Origin of the sequence: Jejuibacter sp. L23 (genome assembly GCF_050815825.1) — a bacterium.
Classification (GTDB): Bacteria; Pseudomonadota; Gammaproteobacteria; order Enterobacterales; family Enterobacteriaceae; genus Jejubacter; species Jejubacter calystegiae.
The window spans coordinates 4,102,635-4,117,270 of the sequence record NZ_CP138199.1 but is presented as its reverse complement, the minus strand read 5'-3'; the positions used below and the strand labels follow the sequence as shown (position 1 = coordinate 4,117,270).

The 14,636-nt window shown below is 58.1% G+C and carries 14 protein-coding genes; 4 read left to right on the top strand and 10 right to left on the bottom strand.

Going from position 1 to position 14,636, the window contains the following annotated elements; translation table 11 throughout:
- Window positions 1-25 precede the first annotated feature (25 nt).
- The 6 genes from emrB to ampH all read right to left on the bottom strand — a co-directional run bounded on the left by emrB (window position 26) and on the right by ampH (window position 6,998).
- Entirely contained in the window at window positions 26-1,564 is a 1,539-nt protein-coding gene (gene emrB / locus SCU88_RS19785; RefSeq protein WP_175340921.1) for a multidrug efflux MFS transporter permease subunit EmrB, read from the bottom strand.
- A gap of 16 nt (window positions 1,565-1,580) precedes the next feature.
- Window positions 1,581-2,753: a multidrug efflux MFS transporter periplasmic adaptor subunit EmrA gene (gene emrA / locus SCU88_RS19780; RefSeq protein WP_175340920.1), complete on the bottom strand. Its 1,173-nt coding sequence runs from the start codon at window positions 2,751-2,753 to the stop codon at window positions 1,581-1,583.
- A gap of 139 nt (window positions 2,754-2,892) precedes the next feature.
- Complete coding sequence (gene mprA, locus SCU88_RS19775; RefSeq protein WP_175340919.1) at window positions 2,893-3,423, bottom strand: transcriptional repressor MprA; 531 nt, start codon at window positions 3,421-3,423, stop codon at window positions 2,893-2,895.
- A gap of 411 nt (window positions 3,424-3,834) precedes the next feature.
- Window positions 3,835-5,019, bottom strand: a complete 1,185-nt coding sequence (locus SCU88_RS19770; protein ID WP_175340918.1) for an MFS transporter — start codon at window positions 5,017-5,019, stop codon at window positions 3,835-3,837.
- Window positions 5,020-5,138: 119 nt separating this feature from the next.
- Entirely contained in the window at window positions 5,139-5,687 is a 549-nt protein-coding gene (gene idi, locus SCU88_RS19765) for an isopentenyl-diphosphate Delta-isomerase (RefSeq protein WP_175340917.1), read from the bottom strand.
- A gap of 150 nt (window positions 5,688-5,837) precedes the next feature.
- Window positions 5,838-6,998, bottom strand: a complete 1,161-nt coding sequence (gene ampH, locus SCU88_RS19760) for a D-alanyl-D-alanine-carboxypeptidase/endopeptidase AmpH (protein WP_421805511.1) — start codon at window positions 6,996-6,998, stop codon at window positions 5,838-5,840.
- A 468-nt stretch (window positions 6,999-7,466) separates the two neighbouring features.
- Between ampH and sbmA the strand changes: the two genes are divergently transcribed.
- Both sbmA and SCU88_RS19750 read left to right on the top strand, forming a co-directional pair.
- Window positions 7,467-8,681 carry a peptide antibiotic transporter SbmA gene (gene sbmA / locus SCU88_RS19755; RefSeq protein WP_138099050.1) on the top strand — a complete coding sequence of 405 codons (1,215 nt, stop codon included), beginning with the start codon at window positions 7,467-7,469 and terminating at the stop codon, window positions 8,679-8,681.
- A 74-nt stretch (window positions 8,682-8,755) separates the two neighbouring features.
- The gene (locus SCU88_RS19750) at window positions 8,756-9,856 is read left to right on the top strand and encodes a DUF1615 family protein (RefSeq protein WP_175340916.1); all 1,101 of its coding nucleotides are present in this window, start codon (window positions 8,756-8,758) and stop codon (window positions 9,854-9,856) included.
- On the opposite strand, the gene SCU88_RS19745 is transcribed toward SCU88_RS19750, so the two are convergent.
- From SCU88_RS19745 to SCU88_RS19735, 3 genes are all read right to left on the bottom strand, one after another.
- Window positions 9,853-10,164, bottom strand: a complete 312-nt coding sequence (locus SCU88_RS19745; RefSeq protein WP_138099048.1) for a DUF2755 family protein — start codon at window positions 10,162-10,164, stop codon at window positions 9,853-9,855. The two genes, SCU88_RS19750 and SCU88_RS19745, sit on opposite strands and share 4 nt — an antisense overlap.
- A 202-nt stretch (window positions 10,165-10,366) precedes the next feature.
- The gene (locus SCU88_RS19740) at window positions 10,367-10,714 is read right to left on the bottom strand and encodes a RamA family antibiotic efflux transcriptional regulator (RefSeq protein ID WP_138099047.1); all 348 of its coding nucleotides are present in this window, start codon (window positions 10,712-10,714) and stop codon (window positions 10,367-10,369) included.
- Window positions 10,715-10,749: 35 nt separating this feature from the next.
- Window positions 10,750-11,850, bottom strand: coding sequence for an MBL fold metallo-hydrolase (locus tag SCU88_RS19735; protein ID WP_175340915.1), 1,101 nt, complete (start codon window positions 11,848-11,850; stop codon window positions 10,750-10,752).
- A gap of 192 nt (window positions 11,851-12,042) precedes the next feature.
- On the opposite strand from SCU88_RS19735, the gene SCU88_RS19730 reads away from it, so the two are divergent.
- Complete coding sequence (locus SCU88_RS19730) at window positions 12,043-12,618, top strand: TetR family transcriptional regulator (RefSeq protein WP_175340914.1); 576 nt, start codon at window positions 12,043-12,045, stop codon at window positions 12,616-12,618.
- 27 nt (window positions 12,619-12,645) lie between these two features.
- Here SCU88_RS19730 and ddlA read toward each other — a convergent pair whose 3' ends face one another.
- A complete protein-coding gene (gene ddlA / locus SCU88_RS19725) occupies window positions 12,646-13,743 on the bottom strand; it encodes a D-alanine--D-alanine ligase (protein ID WP_175340913.1) in 1,098 nt (365 codons plus the stop codon).
- 136 nt (window positions 13,744-13,879) lie between these two features.
- Here ddlA and SCU88_RS19720 point away from each other — a divergent pair, with 136 nt between their 5' ends.
- Window positions 13,880-14,578: an extensin family protein gene (locus SCU88_RS19720; RefSeq protein WP_175340912.1), complete on the top strand. Its 699-nt coding sequence runs from the start codon at window positions 13,880-13,882 to the stop codon at window positions 14,576-14,578.
- The last annotated feature ends 58 nt before the right edge of the window (window positions 14,579-14,636 follow it).

Here is a 14,636-nt window from a genome sequence, read left to right as displayed (position 1 = left end):
TAAAGGCTCCCTTTTTCGTGGTGGCTTAGTGGGCGCCGCCGCCGTCACCGCTGGCGCTGAACGGTGGTCGGGCGAACCAGACCAGCCCCAGCAGCAGTACAAAGATACCGGCGGAGGCCCAGAAGATCTCATTGGCGGAGATAATCAGCCCCTGATTGGTGATCTGCTGGGCTATCCAGCCGGAAGCCTGCTGGTGGCTCATCCCCATACCCTGTAACTGGTCGTACATCGCCTGGGCGTTCGGGTTGTAGGGCGTGACCGACTCCGTCAACTGGGCGTGGTGCATCGACTCGCGGTTGGTCCACATGGTGGTGGTGATGGAGGTACCAATAGAGCCCGCCAGGGTTCGGGTAAAGTTAGACAGGCTTGATGCCGCGGCCAGACGCTCAGGCGGCAGGCCGGAAAGGGTGATGGTGGTCAGCGGCATAAAGAAGCAGGCCACTGCAAAGCCCTGAATAAACTGAGGCCACGCGGAAGCGCCAAAATCCATGCCCGGCTCGAAAGTCCATGCGCGCCAGTAGAAACAGACTGCATACATAATAAAGCTGAAGGTCACCAGTCGGCGCATATCGAGCTTATGGGCAAAGCGTCCAATTAGCGGCGACAGGATCACCGGAATAATGCCTACCGGTGCCGAAGCCAGCCCCGCCCAGGTGGCGGTATAGCCGTACACCTCCTGTAGCAGCTGCGGTAGCAGTACGATACTGCCGAAGTAGAGCATATAGGCAAGACTGATACACAGACAGCCGATGGTGAAGTTGCGGCTCTTGAATAGCGACAGATCGACAATGGGGTTCTTGTCGGTCAGCTCCCAGACAATCAGGAAACTGATCGCTACCACTGCCACAATTGTCAGCACGATAATCTCGGTGGAGTTAAACCAGTCCAGCTCTTTACCTCGGTCCAGCATGACCTGCAGGCTACCAATGCCGAGTACCAGCAGACCCAGCCCGATACCATCGATGGGGCGACGTTCTGTTTTAGTCTCCCGTCCGCGCAGGGTCTGGAGCGTCATCAATACCACGACAATCCCGATGGGAACGTTAATAAAGAAGATCCAGCCCCAGTGGTAGTTATCGCTGATCCAGCCGCCAAGGATCGGACCGCAGATGGGCGCCACGATCACCGTCATCGACCACAGCGCCAGCGCGACGTTACGCTTAGCGGGCGGATAGTTGCTGAGCAGCAGACTCTGAGACAGCGGAATCAGCGGCCCGGCTACTATCCCCTGAATCACGCGGAACAGGATCAGCATCTCCAGGCTGTTAGAGACGCCGCAGGCCCATGAGGCGACGGCGAAGGCGGTCGTTGACCAGAGAAACAGCTTCACTTCACCCACCCGCTTCGCCAGCCAACCGGTCAGCGGAATCGAGATGGCGTTAGCCACCCCGAAGGAGGTGATAACCCAGGTCCCCTGGCTCAGCGACGAGCCAAGGTTACCGGCGATGGTCGGGATGGCGACGTTCGCGATGGTGGAGTCCAGCACCTGCATAAAGGTCGCCAGCGCCAGCGCGATGGTCATCAGGGCCAGCGGCGCTCCCTCCAGCGGTTTCTGTTGTTGCATGGCTGCCTCCGCCGCGTTAGCCCGCGTTTGCGCGGATGATGTTGTCGATCAACTGATTGACGGGGGTCAACGCCAGCTCGCGGGCATCGCTTTCATAAGCGGGTTTGCTGCGGGTCTGGGTTGCCAGCATCGGGCCGCGACTATCGCTGGTATTGACCTTCACCAGCGTGGAAAGGCCGATACGCAGCGGATACTGCTTAAGCTGCTGCTGATCCAATTCGATACGCACCGGCAGGCGCTGAACCACCTTGATCCAGTTGCCGGTCGCGTTCTGCGCTGGCAGCAGGGAGAAGGCGCTGCCTGTTCCCATATCCAGCCCGACCACTTTGCCTTTGTACTCCACCTTATCGCCATAGATATCACTGACAACCGTTGCCGGTTGGCCGATACGCATATTGGCGAGCTGGGTCTCTTTAAAGTTGGCGTCGACCCACAGGCCGGTAGCGGGCACGATAGCCATCAGAGAGGTACTGGTGCCGATCTGCGCGCCCACCTGCACGGCACGGCGAGAGACGTAGCCGGTCATCGGGCTAACGATGCGGGTACGCTCCAGCGCCAGCCAGGCGTTGCGCACTTCCGTCGCGGCCTGTTTCACGGCGGGCTGGTCGGCCAGCGGGGTATCGAGGATCATCGCCTGATTGGCGTTGTACTGCTCTATCGCGGCATCGAGCTGAGCCTGGGCACTGGCAACCGAATCACGGGCGTGCTGCAGCTCTTCACGGCCGATCAGGTTGTCCTTACCCAGCGGAACCCGGCGATTAAGGTCGGTTTGGGCCTGGGCCAGCGCAGTACGTTTCACCGCGATATTGGCCTGATATTGCCTGCTGTTGATGATTAACTGACGGGTCTGGCGCACGCTGTTAGCCAGCGCGGTCTTTGACTTTTCAAATGCCTCCCGGGCATCAGTGGGATCGAGCGTCACCAGGACGTCGCCCTTGTTCACAAAATCGGTATCGTCCACCCATACTTTGGTGACGCTGCCCGAAACCTGAGACATGATTTGCACCTGATTACCGGCAACGTAAGCGTCGTCGGTCTCTGCGTAATGACGCAGAACCAGGAACCACCAGATACCATATGCCACTGCCAAAACCACAAACAGCAGGGTGAGCAGAAGAAGCGCGCCTTTGCGCTTACCCTTCTTGCCAGCCGGCTGCTGTGGCGATTGAGTTTCCGCATGTGCGCTCATGCTTATCTCCACTCTATTTATTATTGGAGCCCGAAATACCGGGCCGTTTAGCCATAAAGGCCAGCACACTGCTGTGCTGGCCTGTATGTAAAAAACACAGTTATTCTGAACGAGGGTTCAGCGCGCTGCTATTCCGGTCTTAGCCCATGGCTTCGGGTTGAAAGGATTTCTCGTCCATCTGGTCGAGCCGGGTGAGTAGCTTACGGGTGATCTGCTCAAGCTGATTTTTTTCGCTGTCGGAGAGCGACGACCAGAGGTGATGCAGGCAGCTGTGCTGCGGCGGTAGCACCTGGTTCAGGAACTCGTGGCCCTTCGGCGTAAGATGCAGATGCAGACAGCGGCGATCGTTATCGCTTTCGCGACGCTCGATCCAGCCACGTTTTTCCAGCTCGTCGGCGATACGGGTGGCGTTGGTGCGGGAAGAGCCCAGCGCGCAGCTCAGCTCACTCGGCTGAATGCTGTGATTTTCCTGGGATTCCAGCGTGATCAGCGCCATGAATAAGGTCTCGTTGATTCCCTGAGCCTTCAGCATTTTGTTGCGGTTTTCCAGCAACTTTCCTTGCATATGCATGCAAAGACGGGTCAGGAGAATCTCCTGATAAGGAAAAGCTTCGTGACGGCTGGCACGAAACTTAAGCATCTGTTCTATGGGCGAAAACGAACTATCCATTTGGGCATAACCTCATTAATTGCAGCCGATATAGTAACGACGGTGATAAATAAAGTAAATGTATTATTTTCTTAAGTGTGGCTAACGGGGCGATGCCTGAATGGCCGCACAGGCCGCAAGTGGCGCGCCATACAGCGATTTCATCACATCATACTCCCAGGGAAAGCGGGAACCCTTAGGGGAAAAACCAGGAATAATCAGAGGGAGCGCTAATGATTTTGAATAAGTGTGCAATGGAAGGATACAGAATGAGGTTAATTTGAACAGGTTGAAATAAAGGGTGAACCATGTGTGATATGTCTGCCAGAATGTAATAAGCATTATGTTTGAATAAAAATACGGATCGTACATTAGCAAACTCCGGGCCGCCTTAACAGTCGCTATTTGAGCGGAAGTCGGCGGCCCGTTCCTTCAGGTAATGCTTTCCTGACGATGGTAACCGCGCCACCAGACCAGCAACCCGAGCACCGAAACCAGCGCGCCCGCACCGCACACGCCATTCCAACCCGCATGCTGCCAGGCGCTGGCGGAAATCAGCGAACCAGCGGCACCGCCGATAAAGTAGCTGGTCATATAGCCCGCCGTCAGGCGATTACGCGCCTGTGGGTGTGCATGATAGATCACGCTCTGGTTGGTGATATGTACCCCCTGAACGGTGAGATCCAGTACCACAATCCCCAGGATCAGCGCGGGGATGGACCACTGGCCCAGCGCGATCGCTCCCCAGGAGAGTAGCAGTAGCAGCAGCCCGCCGCTGGTGGTCAGGTGAGCTTTGCCCTTATCGGCCAGACCGCCGACCGGTCTGGCGCCCAGAGCGCCTGCCGCACCGGCCAGACCAAAAAGGCCGATGACCCCTTCGGAATAGTTAAACGGCGGCGCCGCCAGCAGAAAGGCCATTGAGGTCCAGAGGATGCTGAAGTTAGCAAAGGTCAGGCAACCCAGCAGGGCACGGGTACGCAGCAGGCGATCGTGGGCGAACAGGCTAAAGATGGAGGCCAATAGCTGACCGTAATTCAGGGTGTTGTGCTCTTTAACCCGCGGCAGACCGCGCCACAGGGCGACTGCCATCAGCGCCATCAGAGCGCTGGCCACCCAGTAGACGGTACGCCAGCCCCCAAGGCTTGCCAGCAGGCCCGCCACGGTGCGCGCCAGCAGTATACCCAGCAGCAGGCCGCTCATAATGGTGCCCACCACCCGACCGCGGCGCTCAGGAGCCGCCAGGGTTGCAGCAAGGGGGACCAGAATCTGCGCGACCACCGAAAACAGCCCGGTCAGCGCGGTACCCAGAATCATCAGCGCCAGATTCTGGCTGAGGGCAGTGATCAGCATACCGCCAGCGGACAGTAGCGTCATCGCCACGATCAGGCTGCGACGTTCAAACATATCTCCCAGCGGTACCAGGAATAGCAGCCCGGCGGCGTAACCCAACTGGGCCGTGGTGACAATAAAACCGGCCTGGTTTACCGACAGGGAAAAGGCGCTGGCGATGGTGTCCAGCAGCGGCTGCGCGTAGTAGTTACTGGCGACGGCAAGGCCGGTGGCGACGGACAGTAGCAGCGTCAGCGAGGGGCTAATGCCTCGATCTTGTTGGGTCATTCGATTTTAGCGTTCGATGGGGGATGGAGCGCACAATAATAGTGAATATTCGCGGCGCTGCCACCCTGAACTCACGGTTTTCAGGTGTCGGATTGTGCCACACGACGGCCTGGCTGGCGTTACAAGGGCAGGGTCTCCAGCGCACGGCGGATGGCCGGGCGCGCCAGCTGTCCGACCAGCCAGGGGCTGTAAGCTGCGGGAATGGCGCTAACGCCTGCCAGCAGGCGAACGACGGGAACCCAGCTGTAATCCATCACTTCGTCCGGGCGTGGCTGCGGTTCGCTATCGGTGCGGGTAAACCAGACCGGGCAGTATTCGTTTTCGATAATACCGCTGGCATCGACGGCGAAATAACGATAGTCGTTATCGATAAGCTGCGGCTGTGAAATGGTCAGCCCCAGCTCCCACTGGCAGCGGCGCCTGACGGCATCGCTCATCTCTTCGTTCGGCATGGGGTGTCCACAGGCCGAATTGGTCCACACGCCGGGCCAGGCTTTTTTACTCAGGGCGCGGCGGGTCAGCAGCAGCTCGTTGCGCTGATTAAAGACATAGCTGGAAAAGGCCAGATGCAGGGGCGTATGGTCGCTGTGCACCCGGGATTTGGCTTCGGTCCCGATAACGCGCAGATTGTCATCCAGCAGCAGGACCTGTTCATCAGGTTGATTCATCGTTACTCCGCGCAGTTCGATTGTGTGGCGATAATGATAAATGACCCTATTATCCGTATAAGAACATAACTTGCGGTTAAACCCGTAGCGATTTGTCGACAGATGCTTTCTTCTGCGTACCACTGGCGCCCAGGGGGCGCCAGTGGCTGATTAACGCGATGCGCTCTGGCTTACCGCGCCTGCGGGGTTAATATCGGTGCGGGTCAGAACCGGCTGGGGCTGCGATGTCGCGCTGCCGCTCAGCTCGCTGACCAGATCGTTAATCCCGTCGCTCATACTGGAAAAACGGGTCAGGGGGGAGCGGGTCACCACCACAAAGGCGCCGACGTTTTTCTCCGGCACCATCGCCATATAGGTGATAAAACCCCCGGCGCCGCCGGTTTTCTGGATAATTCCCGGCCTGCCGTCTTTCGGTTTCATATAGACCCAGCCCAGCCCCAGGGCATCGGCCCGGCCAGGTACGTCCATGCCAATCACTTTAGCAAACTGGCTACGCTGGTAGATCAGCGTCTGCATGCGATCCGCCTGGCTGCTTCTGGAATGGAAGTCGGATGCCAGGAACTGCTGCATCCAGCGCATCATATCGTCCGGCGTGGAGTAGATACCGCCGCTGCCGACAGCGGCCAGCGTATTGTTACAGGGGCTGGCGCCACGTTCGGGGATCATCAGCCTTCCGCACTGATCCGGCGAAGGGGTAAAGGTGGTGTCTTTCATCCCGAGTGGACGGGCGATCTGCTCATCGAACAGTTTGGGATACGGCTTACCGGAAGCGCGCGCCAGGGCATCGGCCAGCAGATCGTAGGCCAGGTTAGAGTAGGCGGCCTGACTGCCGGGGGCGTGTTTCAGGCTGGCCGATTCCAGCCAGTTCCAGCGCTGCTGGCGGGTAGGCCAGATAAAGACCGGGCGGGGAGAGACGCCGCCTGGCTGTTCGCGGGGCAGGGCGCTGGTATGGGTCGCCAGGTTAACCAGCCGGATGGGTTCGCCGTGATAGGTAGGCACCCGGGCGCCAGGCGGCGCGTATTTGCTGAGCGGATCGTCGAGTTGCACCACCCCCTGGTCGAGCAGCTTAACCATCACTTCGCTGGTCATCAGCTTGGTCAGAGAGGCAACGCGGATCACCGAATCGAGCCGCGGCTTCACATTGTTGCCGGGGCGGGTTTCCCCCAGGCTCTGAAAGACGCGCTGGTTGCCGTTAATAACGACCATCGCCATGCCTGTGGCGCCGCTTCCGTAGAAGATATGATTGGCGTAACGCTCGGCGATATCTGCGGTGGACAGCGGGTCCGGCGCCTGTGCCGCCCGGCTAGCGATGGGAAGTGCCGCCAGAGCGATAGCGGCAAAAGAGAGAAAACGATGTTTCAATGCAATCCGTCCAGTGAGTGTACAATTTTTAACTTAAGACTATTGGTGTTTATATCACGATGTGGCGCTTTGCCAGCACAGGTGCGCGTTATCGCACGAAAAAAAACGTAACCTGTCGTTTCACGGGTAACCCTTTTTTACCTGAGCGTACCGACAGAGCCAACGGCCGCCGCTGGCGTGGGTGAGGAAAGTTCCCGGAGGCGCTCTTTCGTGCGATCCAGCAAGGCAGAACGCCTTTTATAAGGAATTACTTAAGACGTACTCTTGTCCATCGTCAACCTGCTTCACGGTTTGATACAAGATTCTGACGTTACTGTGACTCGCTTCACGTTATCTTCTGTGGGTTTGGTCACCTGCGCGGGGCGGGATTCCTGCGCCGCCGCTATGGCGATTCGTGTTTATGCTGGAGTTTTATTGATGTTTAAATCTTTTTTTCCGCGTCCGGCGCTGTTTTTCTCTTCGGCGCTTATCTGGATGCTGGTAACTATCCTGTTCTGGCAGCTGGGCGGTGAACGCTGGCTGAATCATATCGTCGGCGCCAGCGAGCAGGTACCGATCAGTGCAGCCCGTTTCTGGTCCGCCAGTTATCTGCTGTTTTACGGCTACTATTGGGCCTGTACCGCGCTGTTCGCCGGATTCTGGTTTATCCGGGCGCCGCACCGCTGGCAGTACTGGTCGATACCAGGTAGTGCGCTTATTGTCTTCGTCACCTGGTTTCTGGTGGAGGTGGGGCTGGCGGTTAACGCCTGGTATGCGCCGTTCTACGATCTGATCCAGCAGGCGTTAACCTCGCCGGGTAAAGTGCGGATTAATCAGTTTTACAGCGAGATAGGCGTCTTTCTGGGAATTGCGCTGATCGCCGTCGTGGTATCGGTACTGAATAATTTCTTCGTTAGCCATTACGTCTTTCGCTGGCGTACCGCCATGAATCAGTACTATACCGCGCACTGGCAGCGACTGCGCCATATTGAAGGGGCGGCCCAGCGCGTGCAGGAAGATACCATGCGTTTCGCCACGACGCTGGAAGATGTGGGCAGCCAGTTGCTTAAGGCGGTGGTCACGCTGTTCGCCTTTCTGCCGGTGCTGGTGGCGCTCTCTCCCCATATTAAAGAGTTACCGGTGGTGGGACAGATTCCGTATCCGCTGGTGGTGGCGGGCGTGGTCTGGGCGCTGATGGGTACCGCGCTGCTGGCGCTGGTAGGGATCAAGCTGCCCGGTCTGGAGTTTAATAATCAGCGAGTGGAGGCGGCCTACCGAAAGGAGCTGGTCTACGGCGAAGACGATCCCACCCGTGCTGCGCCGCCCACGCTGGGTGAGCTGTTTCACTCGGTGCGCCGTAACTACTTCCGGCTCTACTTCCACTATATGTACTTTAATATCGCCCGCATTCTCTATATGCAACTGGATAATGTTTTCGGCCTGATCGTGCTGTTTCCGTCGATTGCGGCCGGGGCTATTACTCTGGGGCTGATGACCCAGATCCTCAATGTGTTCGGCCAGGTGAGGGAAGCGTTCCAGTATCTGATTCTCTCCTGGACCACCCTGGTGGAGCTGATGTCGATCTACAAGCGTCTGCGCAGCTTCGAGCACCATCTGGATGTGCCGCAGCCGCAGATGATTCAGGAAGCCTGAAGGCGCGGGCGTTGACGGCACAGCGGCATAATGGCAGGCTCCCGGTAGCGAACCCGCAATTTGGAAGGAAATCTATGGAGAATCATCGACGCTTGCGGCTGCCTGCCATCGGGATACTGGCCGCGCTGGTGCTGGCGGGCTGTAGTCAACAACGCGCGCAGCCGCTGCCTGAAGGGGTAAAGCCCGTCGACGTGGCTGCCACCGTACGTCAGAAAATGCCGGCCAGCGTAAAGGATCGTGATGCCTGGGCCCGGGATATCGCCACCACCTTCTCCAGCCAGGGGCTGGCGCCCACCGAAGAGAACGTCTGTTCGGTGCTGGCGGTGGCGGCTCAGGAGTCCACGTATCAGAGCGATCCCACGGTGCCGAATCTGAGTAAAATTGCCTGGCAGGAGATCTACCGCCGCGCCGGTAAGCTTTACGTGCCGGAGTTTATGGTGCGGGCGGCGCTATCGGTGAAGTCCCCCACCGGGAAGAGTTACGCCGAGCGTCTGGATCGCGTGAGGAGCGAAGGGGAGCTGAGCGCTATATTCGATGACTTTATCGATATGGTGCCGCTGGGACAGAAGCTGTTCGGGCGTCTGAACCCGGTCCATACCGGCGGGCCGATGCAGGTCAGCATCGCCTTTGCCGAACAGCACCAGGACGGCTATCCGTGGAAGATAACCGGTACCGTACGCCAGGAGGTGTTTACCCGGCGCGGCGGCCTGTGGTTCGGTACTTATCACCTGCTGAACTATCCGGCCAACTATGACCGGCCTCTCTATCGCTTTGCCGACTTTAACGCCGGCTGGTACGCCAGCCGTAATGCCGCCTTCCAGCAGGCGGTCAGTAAGGCCAGCGGCGTAAAACTGGTGCTGGATGGCGATCTGATCCGCTATGACAGCGACGAGCCGGGTAAGACTGAACTGGCGGTACGTCGGCTGGCGTCACAGCTCGATATGAGCAATAGCGAGATCCACCAGGCGCTGAAACAGGGCGATACCCTGGAGTTTGAAGAAGAGTCGCTTTACGAGAAAGTCTTTGCGCTGGCGGAAAAGCGCAGCGGCAAAAAACTGCCGCGGGCTATTTTGCCGGGGATTACTCTGGAGAGCCCGAAGATCACCCGCAATCTGACCACCGCATGGTTTGCGAAACGGGTGGACGATCGCCGGGCTCGCTGTATGGCTCGCTAGCGGCGTAGATGACGACGCCGCAGGCGTAACGCGGTTACCGAGGCGCCCACCAGCAGGGCGCCAAGGGCAAAAACCCCAATCCCGAACAGGCTGCCAACCCCAAGTCCCATTTCAATCTGTGGGCGGGTGGTATCGCTGTTCTGCATCAGATGTTCAAAGACGCCGGGCGCCTGGATCAGCATATCGACCAGCAGCGAGCCGACCCAGAAAAAAAACAGCACGAAAAGTGCGTAGGCGACGTTGCCCAGGGGAGATCCTTTCCCTTTCGTACCGGTCACCGCCGGTTTCGATAAAGTAAAGTCTGCCATATAACCTCCGGGGATACTGTCCTGAATGCGGGATGTAACCCGTAATGGTCAGTGTGGCAGGTCATAGGGATTGTCAATATCGGATTGCTGGTAATTTCGGGTACAGAATGCTCCTGGAGTCGCAATTTCTGCTCCATTTCACATTTATGTAACTTTTATTTCCGTACGGTAATATTTGAGATTTTCCGCACTTAGGGCCGGTTCAGCGCTGGCAGCGCTGAACCGGCATCTGTTTACGGTATGCTCCCGGCGGCTGGTGGAAGGTCCTGGTAAAGATACGGGTAAAGGTCTGCTGCGACTCGTAGCCATACTTAAGACTGATATCAAACACCTTCTCATCGGTATTGCGCAGATCCCGCGCCGCCATCTTCAGCTTTCTTTCACGGATATAGCGACCCAGGCTCTGTCCGGTGTACTGAAGGAACAGGCGTTGAAGGTGCCATTTGGAATAGCCAGCGTGGCGGGCGATGTCATCAATGCGCAACGGCTGGTGCAGATTATCATCGATCCAGTCGATCAGCGTTTCAATGACCTGATGCGGAATGGACATAGTTTCTCTCCCTTTTTGCGGCAGGTGCGACGTTATTATTTTTGCCACCAGGTGGTGAACGGCTGCTGGTGGTCTGTCCGGACGACTTCCCCCATCTGCGGCGTTAGCAGCGTCCAGGGCTTTTCAGCGGCGGCAGCCACCAGGCGCCGCCAGGGGTCGTTCCATTCATGATTGGCCAGTACAAAGCGCCCGGCGTGGCCGGGAATAACGGCGCGGGCATTCAGATCGCTGGCCCCCTGCGCCGCTTCTTCCGGCATCATATGAATATGTTTCCAGCTCGGGTCGTACTGACCGTTTTCCATAATGGCGATATCAATAGCGCCAAAGCGTTGGCCAATCTCTTTAAAGTGCGGTCCGTAGCCGCTGTCGCCGCTGTAGTAAATCTTGCTGTCCGGCGTGGCGAACAGAAAGCTGGCCCACAGCGTCTGGTTGCTCTTCAGGCCGCGGCCGGAAAAGTGGCGGGCGGGCAGCACGTGTACATTCAGCGTATCTGACAGCGGCCAGCTCTGGTGCCAGTCGGATTCAATAATTCTGGCTGGGGCCATACCCCAGTGGCGCAGGTGCGATCCCACGCCGAGCGGCACCAGCGCCTGGCGGATCTTCGGCAATAGCGCCTTAATCGTGGCGTAATCCAGATGATCGTAGTGATCGTGAGAGATTATCAGCGTGTCGATCTCGGGCATGGTCTCGGCCTGCCAGGGCAGGGCGCGGGAAAAGGCCTTGTTCACGAAAGAGAAGGGCGCGGCGTAGTCGCTAAATACCGGATCGATCAGAATACGTTTGCCGCCCATCTGCAGATACCAGGAGGAGTGGCCAAGCCAGACGATAATCTCCTGTCGGGGATCCAGAGTACGCAGATCGGTAGGGAAATAAGGAAGCGGGGCGTCAGGGCGAAGCCCCTCTTTAGCGCGAAACAGCATCTCCAGCAGCAGTCGGGTTCGGCTTTTATCGCCGGTCAGCATCGGCGTTGGCAGCGCATTATGGAACTGGCCGTCGTAAAAGTTGGGCGAGCGGGCCAGCAGCGCCTGATGGGCACCGTCCGGCGCCCGACCAAAACCGGGCGCAAAGCTGAGCGTCATTCCTACTGTAGTTGCTAGCGACATCATAATCACCGCGCTAATAATGAAAATTCTCATGACCAGGGTGCCAGACGACTCACAGATTTTTAGTCAGCACTGACAATAAGTTGAATATGAGTGAGTAAACACTCATTATATGAGCGAGTTGTTTTCCGTCAAGGAAATTATTAGGCGCACGGTTGAGGTTGCGGCCTGGCGGTAAGCCGTGATTCAATTCGCGGCAATCAGAACCCACGGGAGGTAAAACGAGTGGCTCGTCCAAAAAGTGAAGATAAGAAACAGGCATTACTGGAAGCGGCGACTATTGCCATCGCCCATGCCGGTATTGGCGCCTCTACCGCCATGATAGCGCGCGGCGCCCGGGTGGCAGAAGGAACCCTGTTTCGCTACTTTTCCACTAAGGACGAACTGCTGCGAGCGCTTTACCTGCACCTGAAACAGCTGCTTTGCCAGCGGATCCTGGGCGAGCTGGATCTCCAGAATTCACACCCGAAGGTATTGCTGAATAATATCTGGAACAGCTATATCGACTGGGGGATGGAGTGTCCGGACGGTTACCGGGCCGTCTGCCAGCTGGAAGTCAGCGATAAGATCGATGACGCTATCCGCCGTCAGGCCGACGAACAATTTCCTGAACTCAACGATCTGTGCGAACAGCAGGTACGACCGGTGTTTCGCAGTGACACCTACCGGACTTTTGGCGATCGGATGTTTATGGCGCTGGCGGAAACCACCATCGCCTTCGCCAGCCGCGATCCTGAGCGTGCCAGCGAAGTGAAAAGCATTGGTTTTGAAACCATGTGGCGGGCGTTGGCCAACGACTAAGCGGGGCGGTCCCCGCCTGTTGCAATGTCAGAGAACGACGGAACTTTCCAGGGCGCTGTGTTGGGCATGGCGTTCCAGAGCCAGGTCGATCAGGCGGCTGATTAAGTCGCGATAACCTATGCCGCTGGCCTGCCACAGCTTGGGGTACATGCTGATATTGGTAAAGCCGGGTAGCGTATTGATTTCGTTGACGATGACCTCGTTATTCGGCGTCAGGAACACATCCACCCGGGCCATGCCGCAGCATTCCAGCGCCTGATATGCCTGGACGGCAATGGCGCGAATGCGGTCGTTGATTTCCGGGGGCAGATCGGCGGGCACCACCACGTTGGCCTGGCTGTCGCTGATGTATTTCGCGTCATAGCTATAGAACTGGGCGCTGACCACGATCTCGCCGCAGGTGCTGGCCTGGGGCTGGTCATTGCCGAGTACGGCGCATTCGATCTCACGCCCCTGAATCCCCTGTTCGACAATCACTTTGGTATCGAAGCGGAAAGCCAGATCCAGAGCCGCCTGGTACTCCTGTGCGCTGGTCACGCGGCTGACGCCCACCGAAGAGCCCTGACAGGCGGGTTTAACGAATATCGGCAGCCCGAAACGCTGGCTGAGGGCGGCAAAGTCGACACTGTCGCGGGTAGCTGGCCTCAGAGTGACGAAAGGCGCCACATTGATACCGGCGTCGCGTAGCAGGCGCTTGGCCACATCTTTATCCATACTGGCCGCCGAGCCCAGCACGTCAGAGCCGACAAACGGCAGATTCGCCATCCGTAGCATGCCCTGCAGGGAGCCATCCTCGCCGAGGGTGCCGTGCACGATCGGAAAGATGACGTCTACCGGCAGAGCGTCGCCGCTCAGGGTATCGGTCAGCGCTGGCGCTTCGCTTCCCGGCAGCAGGGCAAGAAGGTGTGGAGAGGGATTCAACGCGATATGCGCCGGGGAGTCGGCGTGATTGAGCCAGCTGTCGGGCGCGTTTAACTGCCAGCGGCCTGTTTTATCCATGCCTAACAGCACCGGTTCAAAGCGCGTTTTATCCAGTGCATCGACAATATTCTTCGCCGACTGTAACGACACTTCGTGCTCGGACGATTTGCCGCCGAACACGATACCCACCCGTAGTTTTGCCATGTCAGAAACCCTATAAGAAAATGGTGCAAAGCAGACAAAATAGCACGCTCCCCACAGGGCTTCATCTGCTTCCTGCGTTCAATATGGCACAACCTTCTATACTGATTATTCTCTACGCGAAGAGCCGGATTCTGCCATGGCAAAATGGGGAGGTTTCCTGATTTTCATGCTGCTGGCGGCGACGTTTGCCTGGTGGGGCACTGGCGCGATACCCCCGCAATACAATCCGTGGGCGCCTCTGACCCTGGACGACCCCCCGACGCTTGTGACCCGCTATAAGCTGCGCGGGCTGGAATCACAGCCTCAGCGCTGTTTTGCGCTGCTGGAGACGGCGCGCGCCAGGGGGATGATAGGCTGGCGTCACCAGCCGGACGGCGGCGGCGAGTGTCCGCTGCACGATCGGGTTCGGGTGGCGAATTTTGGCGCCATCGCGCTAAGCGGTCCCTTTCTGGCCAGCTGTCCGCTGGCGCTACGCAGCGTGATGTTCTGGCATCAGCGGGGAGCGAAGCTGGCCGGTCAGTTACAGGGCAGTGCGCTCACCCGTATCGACCATATCGGCAGCTATGCCTGTCGCAATATTTACCACCGCAGCGAAGGGCGGCGCAGTGAACACGCCAGCGCCGATGTCCTGGACGTGCGCGGCTTTCGTTTTGCCGACGGGCAGCGCATCAATATTCTGAAGGACTGGCCGGAAGACGGGCTGCGCGGCGTACTATTACGGGAACTGTTTTACCAGGGGTGCCCTTATTTCGGCAATTCGCTGGGACCGGAGTTTAACGCCGCCCATGCCGACCACTTTCACCTTGGGGTGAACGGCTTCGGTCTGTGTCGCTAATCCGTTTGTATGATAAAATCGCACCGCCTGGAGGAAGGGCATCGGGTGCGCCATCCCG